Annotated in this window: 12 protein-coding genes; 6 read left to right on the top strand and 6 right to left on the bottom strand. The window is 62.3% G+C overall.

Annotated features, from left to right (window positions below; translation table 11 throughout):
• The 6 genes from pth to EN969_RS05015 all read left to right on the top strand — a co-directional run.
• The coding region (pth, locus tag EN969_RS05040; protein WP_127419011.1) for an aminoacyl-tRNA hydrolase at window positions 1–590 on the top strand (590 nt) is incomplete at its 5' end.
• Between the two features lie 89 nt (window positions 591–679).
• Entirely contained in the window at window positions 680–1,783 is a 1,104-nt protein-coding gene (gene ychF / locus EN969_RS05035) for a redox-regulated ATPase YchF (protein WP_024505635.1), read from the top strand.
• A 66-nt stretch (window positions 1,784–1,849) separates the two neighbouring features.
• Complete coding sequence (locus EN969_RS05030) at window positions 1,850–2,521, top strand: HAD family phosphatase (RefSeq protein WP_272482876.1); 672 nt, start codon at window positions 1,850–1,852, stop codon at window positions 2,519–2,521.
• A 188-nt stretch (window positions 2,522–2,709) separates the two neighbouring features.
• Window positions 2,710–3,684, top strand: a complete 975-nt coding sequence (gene corA, locus EN969_RS05025; RefSeq protein ID WP_023809832.1) for a magnesium/cobalt transporter CorA — start codon at window positions 2,710–2,712, stop codon at window positions 3,682–3,684.
• Window positions 3,685–3,807: 123 nt separating this feature from the next.
• Window positions 3,808–4,284 carry a MaoC family dehydratase gene (locus tag EN969_RS05020; protein ID WP_013529991.1) on the top strand — a complete coding sequence of 159 codons (477 nt, stop codon included), beginning with the start codon at window positions 3,808–3,810 and terminating at the stop codon, window positions 4,282–4,284.
• The gene (locus EN969_RS05015; protein ID WP_063168842.1) at window positions 4,281–4,751 is read left to right on the top strand and encodes a MaoC family dehydratase; all 471 of its coding nucleotides are present in this window, start codon (window positions 4,281–4,283) and stop codon (window positions 4,749–4,751) included. Before EN969_RS05020 ends, EN969_RS05015 begins: the two co-directional genes overlap by 4 nt.
• Window positions 4,752–4,916: 165 nt before the next feature.
• On the opposite strand, the gene EN969_RS05010 is transcribed toward EN969_RS05015, so the two are convergent.
• The 6 genes from EN969_RS05010 to petA form a co-directional block, all read right to left on the bottom strand.
• Window positions 4,917–5,462, bottom strand: coding sequence for an adenine phosphoribosyltransferase (locus EN969_RS05010; RefSeq protein WP_013529989.1), 546 nt, complete (start codon window positions 5,460–5,462; stop codon window positions 4,917–4,919).
• A gap of 9 nt (window positions 5,463–5,471) precedes the next feature.
• Window positions 5,472–6,617 carry an alpha-hydroxy acid oxidase gene (locus EN969_RS05005; RefSeq protein WP_063170322.1) on the bottom strand — a complete coding sequence of 382 codons (1,146 nt, stop codon included), beginning with the start codon at window positions 6,615–6,617 and terminating at the stop codon, window positions 5,472–5,474.
• A gap of 176 nt (window positions 6,618–6,793) precedes the next feature.
• Window positions 6,794–7,489 carry a phosphatase PAP2 family protein gene (locus tag EN969_RS05000; RefSeq protein WP_013529987.1) on the bottom strand — a complete coding sequence of 232 codons (696 nt, stop codon included), beginning with the start codon at window positions 7,487–7,489 and terminating at the stop codon, window positions 6,794–6,796.
• 127 nt (window positions 7,490–7,616) lie between these two features.
• The gene (locus EN969_RS04995; protein ID WP_013529986.1) at window positions 7,617–8,489 is read right to left on the bottom strand and encodes a cytochrome c1; all 873 of its coding nucleotides are present in this window, start codon (window positions 8,487–8,489) and stop codon (window positions 7,617–7,619) included.
• A 28-nt stretch (window positions 8,490–8,517) separates the two neighbouring features.
• Entirely contained in the window at window positions 8,518–9,819 is a 1,302-nt protein-coding gene (locus EN969_RS04990; protein ID WP_013529985.1) for a cytochrome b N-terminal domain-containing protein, read from the bottom strand.
• Window positions 9,820–9,836: 17 nt separating this feature from the next.
• On the bottom strand, window positions 9,837–10,397 hold the full coding sequence (gene petA / locus EN969_RS04985) for a ubiquinol-cytochrome c reductase iron-sulfur subunit (protein WP_013529984.1): 561 nt from the start codon (window positions 10,395–10,397) through the stop codon (window positions 9,837–9,839).
• Between the last annotated feature and the right edge of the window lie 20 nt (window positions 10,398–10,417).

The raw sequence follows: 10,417 nt of genomic DNA, 5'->3' as shown, positions 1-10,417 counted from the left end.
TCGCCGAGGGCTCGCTCGGCGGCGAAAAAGTCGTCCTGATCAAGCCGCAGACCTTCATGAACCTGTCCGGCCAGTCGGTCGGCGAAGCGCTGCGCTTCTACAAGCTCGAGCTTTCCGCGCTCACCGTCTTCTATGACGAGATCGATCTTGCCGAAGGCAAGCTGCGCATAAAGACCGGCGGCGGCGCCGGCGGCCATAACGGCATCCGTTCGATCGATGGCCATGTCGGCAACGCCTATCGCCGCGTACGCATCGGCGTCGGCCATCCAGGCGTCAAGGAAATGGTCCAGCACCATGTGCTCGGCGATTTCGACAAGGCCGACCGCGAATGGCTTGACCCGCTGCTCGACGCGATCGCCGACAACGCCGCCATGATCGCCAAAGGCGACGAATCCGGCTTCATGAACAAAGCCAGTCTCGCCGTCCAGGGCAAGGCCGGGCCGGAGCCCGAAAAATCGGCACCTAAGCAGCCGGCGCAGAAGCAGCAAAGTCACGTCCGCCAAGCACGGCCCCAACAGCCCCTGGCCAAGCTGCCGGAAAGCGGTCCGATGGCCGCCATGCTGAAGAAGCTGTTCGGCGGCAAGGACTGAGCATCAAGGGAACCGAAGGGCTTGACGTTGATCACCCCTATCGCCCATAGCCCTGATCAAATTTCTATTTCCCGATAGGACCGGACAAAATGGGTTTCAAATGCGGCATCGTTGGCTTGCCCAACGTCGGCAAGTCGACGCTTTTCAACGCGTTGACCAGAACGGCTGCGGCGCAGGCCGCCAACTATCCGTTCTGCACCATCGAACCGAATACCGGCGAGGTCGCGGTGCCCGATCCGCGCCTGCAGAAGATCGCGGCGATTGGCAAGTCAAAGGAGATCATCCCGACCCGCATCTCCTTCGTCGACATTGCCGGTCTGGTGCGCGGCGCCTCGAAGGGCGAAGGGCTGGGCAACCAGTTCCTCGCCAACATCCGCGAGGTCGACGCCATCGTGCATGTGCTGCGCTGCTTCGAGGATGACGACATTACCCATGTCGAGGGCCGCATCGACCCGGTGGCCGATGCCGAGACGGTCGAAACCGAGCTGATGCTCGCCGACCTCGACAGCCTCGAGCGCCGCATCGTGCAATTCCGCAAGCGCGCCGGCAGCAAGGACAAGGAAGCGACGTCAGTGCTGCCGATGATGGAGGCAGCGCTAGAACTGCTGCAGGCCGGCAAGCCGACCCGCATCCTGCTCAAGGATATTTCGGCCGAAGATTTGCGCATCCTGCAGGGCCTGAACCTTCTGACCTCGCATCCCGTGCTCTATGTCTGCAACGTCGCCGAGGCCGACGCAGCCACCGGCAACGAGCACACCAGGGCCGTGGAAAAGATGGCGACCGCCCAGGGCGCCGGCACCGTGGTGATCTCGGCCGCCATCGAAGCCGAGGTCGCACAGCTCTCCGATGAGGAAGAGATGGAATTCCTGTCCTCGCTCGGCCTCGACGAGCCCGGCCTCAACAAGGTCATCCGCGCCGGCTACGATCTGTTGCACCTCATCACCTACTTCACCGTCGGGCCGAAGGAGACGCGCGCCTGGACCATCCATAAGGGCGACAAGGCCCCCCAGGCCGCCGGCGTCATCCACACCGATTTCGAGCGCGGCTTCATCCGCGCCCAGACCATCGCCTACAATGACTTCGTCACACTGGGCGGCGAAGTGGCGGCCAAGGAAGCCGGCAAGGCCCGCGACGAAGGCAAGGAATATGTCGTCCAGGACGGCGACATCCTGCTGTTCAAGTTCAACACGTGATTTGATGGAAGTCCTTCGAGACTGTCCGCGGGCCGGCTGAGCCGACCACCAGATATCAGGCCCAAAGTGTCGCCTATAAAGCTGATAATATTTGATTGTGACGGCGTCCTCGTGAACAGCGAGGAGATATACCAGGCAACCGAGCTTGAATATCTGGCGGCGGCCGGCATCACGTTCGAACCAAGCGCCTATACGCAAGCCTTCATGGGATTGTCTCCCGCTATGTGGCAGGCGAAGCTCGAAGCGATCGGCCAAGAGCGAGCCAAGCCGCTCTCTCCGCTCTTTTTTGAACAGCTTGCCGACCACACCAACGAACGCTTGCGTAAGAATCTGGCGGCCTTACCCGATGCAGGGAATGTGATTGGCCGGCTCGCCGCATGGAGATGTGTGGCGTCAAGCACGCCGCTGGCCCGATTGCGTTGGAAACTCGAACACACGGGCCTTGTCGACCTTTTCGATCCTAATATTTTTTCATCGGACATGGTCGTCAATGGAAAGCCGGAACCAGACCTGTTCTTGCATGCGGCGGACACGATCGGTGTTCATGCAAAGGAGTGCATCGTGGTCGAGGACAGCGTGAATGGCGTCCTGGCGGGCAAGGCAGCAGGTATGCGCGTGATCGGATTTACCGCTGGCAGTCATTGCACCGGCACTCATGGCGATGCTCTGTTGCGACATGGCGCGGATGCCCTCGTCGGCGCATACGAGGACTTGGAGGTCACTCTAGCCAGTCTTTAGATCGATCCGCTGACGCGGCTTCCGAGCCGCGAGGGCCGTCCCCCGGCCCGATTCGGGCTTGTCTTGATTTTGTCACGTCACAGGTCTAAGCGGCAGACGCACGGTCGGCGCTGGCGCCAGGAACCGTGCAATCCAACACGACGCGTCAATCCGAACGCACCCTTTGGCCCCAGCAAGGGAATCAGGCGATGATCAAGGCCTTCGTCGTGGACAATGATCGCCTGCGCGTCGTCGACGATCTCCTGGCAAACAGCGAGACCATCGTCTGGGCGGACCTGTTCAACCCGACAAAGGAAGAGGAAGCGACGATCGAGAGCTGGCTCGGCGTTGCCATTCCGACGCGCGAGGAGATGGAGGAGATCGAGATTTCGAGCCGCCTCTATGTCGAGGACGGCGCCTACTTCATGACCGCAACCCTGCCCGCGCAGACCGAGGTCGACGATCCCTTGATGTCGCCGGTCACCTTCGTGCTCGCCGGCACAAGGTTGATCACTGTGCGCTACCATGAGCCGAAGGCCTTCAAGACCTTTCCGCAGCGCGCCGAGAAGGTGGCGACCGGCTGCACCAGCGGCGACACCATCCTGATCGGCTTGCTGGAGGCGATCGTCGACCGTCTCGCCGACATTCTGGAGCGTGCCGGCCGTGACATCGAGGCGATCTCGCGCGATATCTTCGAGGCGCGATCGACCAAGGTTTCCAAGCGCAATCGCGACTTCCAGGAATTGTTGAAAGCCATCGGCCGCAAGGAGGACATCGCGTCTTCGATCCGCGACAGCCTGATCTCGCTGCAGCGCCTGGCGGGCTTTTTCGCCCATGCCTCGACCCGCACCAAGATGAGCAAGGACACCAAGGCGCGCATCAAGACGCTGTCTCGCGACGTGCTGTCACTCGCCGACCACGCCACCTTCCTGTCGCAGAAGATCTCCTTCCTGCTCGACGCGACGCTCGGCATGATCTCGATCGAGCAGAACGCCATCATCAAGATCTTTTCGGTCGCCGCCGTCATCTTCCTGCCGCCGACTTTGGTCGCCTCGATCTACGGCATGAATTTCGACGTCATCCCCGAGTTGAAATGGGAACTTGGCTATCCCTTCGCCATCGCCATGATGGTGCTGTCGGCGATCCTGCCCTTCTGGTATTTCCGCCGCCGCGGCTGGCTCTGAGTGGGCCTGTCGATCGGCTGCCACAGGCTGGCGCAGTAGAAATCGCTTGACCAAATGAACGCCGGCCTGCATCCGGAAACCCCGATCCTGAGGATCGTGGGTCGACAAGCCGGATTCCAGACCATGACCGCAGAGATAAAAACATGGGCCTATGAGGACTTCATCGAGGGTGCATCGATCGACCTCGGCTCGAAGCTCGTGAGTGCCGCCGAGATCGTCGAATTCGCCGGAGAATTCGACCCGCAGCCGATGCATCTCGACGAGGAAGCCGGCAAGGCCAGCATCCTCGGTGGGCTGGCGGCGTCGGGCTGGCACACCTGCGCCATGTTCATGCGCATGCTGTGCGATGCCTTCCTGTTGGACTCGACCTGCCAGGGCGCGCCCGGCGTCGATCAGGTCAAATGGAAGAAGCCGGTCCTGGCCGGCGATCAACTGACCGGCACCCTGGTGGTCGTTGCCAAGCGCCTGTCCAAATCGAAGCCGCAACTCGGCTTCGTTACAATGCGCAGCGAACTGTTCAACCAGCGCGGCGAAAGCGTCTTCGAGCTCGAGAACTCCGCCATGTTCCTCACGCGCGATGCCGCGGGGAGCCAAGCATGACACTGGACGAGTTCTTTCGTATCGGCACCACGGTGACGCTCGGCTCGCACACATTCGAGCCCGAGGCGATCAAGGCCTTCGCCCGCAAATACGACCCGCAGATCTTCCATACCGACGAGGAGGCCGCGAAGAAAAGCGTGCTCGGCGGGCTCTGCGCATCCGGCTGGCACACCGCCGCCACCTGGATGAAACTCAATCTCGAAAACCGCATGGACGCCGAGATCGCTGCGTGGAGCGGCCCCGGTCCGGTGCCGGAATTCGGCCCCTCGCCTGGCTTCAAGAACCTGAAATGGCTGAAGCCGGTCTATGCCGGGCAAACCATCACCTTCACGCGCACCGCGCTGTCGCACCGCCCGATTGCCTCACGCCCCGGCTGGCGGCTGCTGGCGCTGCGTTCGGAAGCTTTCGATTCGACCGGCGCCAAGGTGCTGGAGTTCGAGAGCGCCGTGCTGGTGAAGGTGGAGTAGGTTTCTTCCTTCTCCCCCTGTGGGAGAAGGTGGCCGAGCGAAGCTCGGTCGGATGAGGGGTGCTCCAGCTTGGCGCCGACGGCACTCCGTCACCCACCCCTCAACCGTCTCGGCGCTGCGCGCCGATCCACCTTCTCCCACAAGGGGAGAAGGAAGAACTGCCCCTCAATGCCCCTCGAACCCAATCAGCGTCCGCACCGGCACGCCGAGCGCCTCCAGCTTGGCACGGCCGCCGAGGTCCGGCAGGTCGATGACGAAACAGGCGGCGAGGATGTCGGCACCTATCTGGCGCAGCAGCTTGACCGCCGCTTCAGCCGTGCCGCCGGTGGCGATCAGATCGTCGACCAGGATCACTTTCTCGCCCGGAGCAACACCGTCCTTGTGCATCTCCATTTCGTCCAGCCCGTATTCCAGGCTGTAGGCGACGCGCACCGTCTCGTAGGGCAGCTTGCCCTTCTTGCGGATCGGCACGAAACCGGCCGAGAGCTGATGGGCGACGGCGCCGCCAAGGATAAAGCCGCGCGCCTCGATGCCGGCGATCTTGTCGATCTTCTGGCCGGCATAGGGATGCACCAGTTCGTCGATGGCGCGGCGGAAGGCGCGCGCATTGCCAAGCAGCGTGGTGATGTCGCGAAACAGGATGCCGGGCTTGGGATAGTCCGGAATGGTGCGGATCGCGGCAAGCAGCGTGTCTTCGAGCGAGGATTTCATGGGTCGAGATTACCTGAAACGGAGATTGTTGCGCGACAATTGTTCGATCGAGCTGCAGCCCATCAGCCTCATGCCGCGTTCGATCTCGACCCGCATCTGTTCGAGCGCCCGTTCCACGCCGGGCTGGCCGGCCGCCGCGAGCGGAAACAGATAGTAGCGTCCGACGCCGACGGCCTTGGCGCCGAGCGACAGCGCTTTCAGCACGTGTGTGCCGCGCTGCACGCCGCCATCCATGATGACGTCGATCCTGTCGCCAACGGCATCGACGATCTCGGCAAGCTGGTCGAACGCCGCCCGTGAGCCATCCAGCTGCCGCCCGCCATGGTTCGACAGCACGATGCCGCTGCAGCCGATGTCGACAGCGCGTTTGGCATCCTCCACCGACATGACGCCCTTGAGGCAGAACGGACCCGACCAGAGCTTGACCATCTCGGCGACGTCGTCCCATGTCATCGACGGATCGAGCATCTCGGTAAAGTAACGGCTGATCGACATCGTGCCGCCGCCCATGTCGACATGCTCGTCGAGCTGCGGCAGCTTGAAGTCCTCATGGATGAAATAGTTGATCGCCCAGGCCGGCTTGAGCGCGAACTGCGCCATTCCGGTAAGGTTGAGCTTGAAGGGAATGGCAAAGCCGGTTCGTTTGTCGCGCTCGCGGTTTCCCCCGGTGATGCTGTCGACGGTCAGCATCATCACCTCGACCCCGACCGCCTTTGCCCGCTGCATCATCGCCCGGTTAAGACCGCGATCCCGGTGGAAATAGAACTGGTAGACCTGCGGGCCGCTGCTGATGCTGCGCGCCTCCTCGAGGCTGACGGTGCCCAGCGACGACACGCCGAACATCGTGCCGTATTTGGCGGCGGCCTTGGCGACCGCGCGCTCGCCCTGGTGATGGAACAGGCGCTGCAAGGCGGTCGGCGAGCAATAGAACGGCATCGCCAGCTTCTGGCCCATGACCGTCACCGACATGTCGACCTCGCTCACCCCGCGCAGCACGTTGGGAACCAGATCGCAGGTCTCGAAGCTTTCGGTGTTGCGGCGATAGGTGACCTCGTCGTCGGCCGCGCCGTCGATGTAGTTAAAGATCGGCCCCGGCAGCCGCTGCTGCGCCATGCGGCGGTAATCGGAAAAGTTGTGACAGTCGCTGAGCCGCATCATCGAATTCCAAAGGCCATGGCGGGACAAGTTTCTCGCCACCGTTCGATGCATCGAATATCAACCTGTTGTCGGCGTGCCAACGGACTATTTTTCGAGCTGCCCTCCGGACATGGCCATGAGCAAAAAAAGGGACGCCGAAGCGCCCCTTTCTGGTCTAATCCGATTGACAAAGATTACATGCCGAGATCCGAACGAAGCTCGGCCCTGGCCACTTCATACTCGGCCTTGAAGTCGTCCCGGTTGAGCAGGACCGCGGCGATGACGCTGCCGGAAATCCTGCCCATCTCGACGTCGGACGCATAGTGGATGCCGCCGACCTCGCGGTTGTGGGCGTATTCGGCCGCACGCGCCATGATCTCGGCGCGCTTTTCCGGAACCATATCGGACAGGATGATGCCCATCATGGTGCCGACGGTGGCGTGGCCGGACGGCCAGGAACCCGAACTCGACAGCTTGACCGCCGGCTTGACGAGGTCGCTGAGCTGGTGCGGACGCGGGCGCTTCCAGATATCCTTGGCCGGATCGACGACGGCGCCTTCGGTGGCCACGACGCGGTCGAAGAAGGCGCTGAATTTGGGCAGCGTTTCCTTGTTGAATTTCGGCCCCATGACGTTGGCGAAGCGCCAGACATTCTCGTCGGCATCGGCGACGGCGCTGGCTACCATCTCGGGCGTGCGTGTCACCTGCAGCATCAGCACCTCGCCGAGTTCGGCCTTGGTCTGCGCCGAATCGTTTGCCGGCGGCGGCGGCAGGATCATCGTCAGGTCGACATCCTTGTTGGTGACGAAAGGCTGGGCGTCTTCCGCTTGCGCGGCCGAGCCGACGATGAGCAGCAACAGGCCTGCCGCGAGCGATGCGTATCTTTTCATGGGTGCGATCCTTTGATGAGAGCAGCACAGGATCGCCGGATGCGGTGACGGCCATGTGACATGGCCGGCTTCTGGAAATGCAAAAGGGCGCCTCTCGGCGCCCTTCGTGATCACTTGATCGTGTGGCTTAATGCGCCACGCCTTCCCACACCTTGCGCTTGGTGAGATAGACCAGCGCGCCGAACAAAAGCAGGAACACCAGAACGCGAAAACCGGTCTTCTTGCGGTCTTCCATATGCGGCTCGGCCGCCCATGCCAGGAAGGCGGAGACGTCGCGGGAATACTGGTCGATGGTCTGCGGCGCACCGTCATCATAGGTCACCTGACCATCGGAGAGCGGCTTGGGCATCTTCAGCGACACGCCGGACATGAAGTACGGATTGTAGTGGGTGCCTTCCGGGATGACCATGCCGGCCGGCGGTGTCTGGTCGTAGCCGGTCAGCAGCGAGTGGATATAGTCGGGGCCGCCCGCGTCGTACTGGGTAAAGATATCGAAGACGAACTGCGGAAAACCGCGTTCGACACCGCGAGCCTTGGCCAGCAGGGACATGTCTGGCGGAGCAGCACCGCCATTGGAGGCAGCGGCGGCTTCCTCATTGGCGAAGGGCGGCGGGAAGTGGTCGGACGGCTTGCCCGGACGGTCGAACATGTCGCCGGCATCGTTGGGACCGTCGTGGATGGTGTACTCGGCCGACAGCGTCTTGATCTGCGCATCGGAATAGCCGAGGTCCGACAGCGTGCGGAACGCCACCAGGTTCATCGAATGGCAGGCCGAGCAGACTTCCTTGTAGACCTTGAGGCCGCGCTGCAGCTGCGCCTTGTCATAGGTGCCGAATGGGCCAGTGAAACTCCAGTCCATTTCCTTCGGCTCGTCGATCGGGAAATGCGTCGGATTGGCCACATTGTGTGCCTCTTCGGCGGCGATCGCCCGAGTGCCCGCGGCCCCAGCGGCGACGGCCACAAGGCCGATCAGCGCCAGCGAGGTGAGAATCTTTTTCATGCCAAATCCCCTTAGATTCTCTACCCGCTCAGCCTTTGGTTTCCGGAGCCGCCGTAGCGCCCGCCGGATGTCCGCTGCCGCCCTTGTTCTTCTCGAGCACCGCCTCGGTGATCGAGTTCGGCAACCGTCGCGGCGTCTCAATCAGGCCGAGCACCGGCAGCGCGATCAGGAAGAAGGCGAAGTAGAACAATGTCGCCATCTGCGCCATGAACACATAGCTGCCTTCTGCCGGCTGCGAGCCCAGCCAGCCAAGCAGGATGGCATCGGCCACGAACAGCCAGAAGAACAGCTTGTACCAGGGCCGGTAAACCGCCGAGCGCACCTTCGAAGTGTCGAGCCACGGCACCAGGAACAACATGACGATGGCGCCGAACATGCATAGCACGCCGCCGAGCTTGGAGTTGATCGGCCCGACATTGAAGGTGATGGCGCGCAGGATCGCGTAGAACGGCAGGAAGTACCATTCGGGCACGATGTGGGCCGGCGTCTTCAGCGGGTTGGCGACGATGTAGTTGTCGGGATGGCCGAGATAGTTCGGCAGGTAGAAGACGAAATAGGCGAAGAAGAACAGGAACACGATCATGCCGAACGCGTCCTTGATGGTCGCGTAGGGGGTGAAGGCCACGGTGTCGGTCTTCGACTTGACCTCGATGCCCGTCGGGTTCGACTGGCCGACGACATGCAGCGCCCAGATGTGCAGCACGACAACGCCGGCGATCATGAACGGCAACAGATAGTGCAGCGCAAAGAAACGGTTCAGCGTCGGGTTGTCGACGGCAAAGCCGCCGAGCAGCAGCTGCTGGATCCAGTCGCCGACCAGCGGAATGGCGCTGAAGAAGCCGGTGATGACGGTGGCGCCCCAGAAGCTCATCTGGCCCCATGGCAGCACGTAGCCCATGAAGCCGGTCGCCATCATCAGGAGATAGATGATGCAGCCGAGGATCCACAGCAGTTCGCGCGGCGCCTTGTAGGAGCCGTAATAGAGGCCACGGAAGATGTGGATGTAGACGGCGACGAAGAAAAACGAGGCGCCGTTCGAATGCATGTAGCGCAGCAGCCAGCCCGAATTCACGTCGCGCATGATCTTCTCGACCGAGCCGAAGGCCAGATTGGTGTCGGCCGTGTAATGCATGGCCAGCACGATGCCGGTCAGGATCTGCGCCACCAGCATGATCGACAGGATGCCGCCAAAGGTCCATGCATAGTTGAGGTTGCGCGGCACCGGATAGGCAACGAAGCTGTCATAGACCAGCCGCGGCAGCGGCATGCGGGCGTCGAACCAGCGTCCGAGACCGGTTTTGGGCGTATAGGTCGAGTGTCCCTCGCTCATCGAAATATCCCCCTGCCTCAACCGATAAGGATCTTGGTATCGGAAATGAACTTGAATACCGGAACCGCCATGTTCTCCGGCGCCGGGCCTTTGCGGATGCGGCCGGCGGTGTCGTATTGCGAACCGTGGCACGGGCAGAACCAGCCGCCGAAATCGCCTTCCTGGCCAAGCGGAATGCAGCCGAGATGCGTGCAGACCTGAACCATCACCATCCAGGCTTCCTTGCCGGGCGTGGTGCGATTGGCGTCGGTCGCCGGTGCGTCGGCCGGCAGATTGGCGTTGCGGGCGATCGGATCCTTGAGATCGGCCAGCTTGACCGCCTCGCCGTCCTTCATTTCCTGTTCGGTGCGGTTGCGGACCACGACCGGCTTGCCGCGCCATTTGACGATCAGCGACATGCCCGGCGTCAGCGAGGCGACGTCGACTTCGACCGAGGCGAGCGCCAGCGTCGAGGCGTCAGGGCGCATCTGGTCGATGAACGGCCACGCGAAAGCACCCGCGCCGACCACTGCGGCCATGCCGGTGGCGACGTAGAGAAAATCACGACGGTTGGGATCCTGGGTGTCGGTTGCGCTCACGGGTGCCTGATCCTTTCGCC

This window comes from Mesorhizobium sp. M7A.F.Ca.CA.003.01.2.1, from assembly GCF_003998945.1.
Classification (GTDB): domain Bacteria; phylum Pseudomonadota; class Alphaproteobacteria; order Rhizobiales; family Rhizobiaceae; genus Mesorhizobium; species Mesorhizobium ciceri.
The sequence above is the reverse complement of the archived record's forward strand: the minus strand, read 5'-3'. Positions and strand labels throughout refer to the sequence as shown.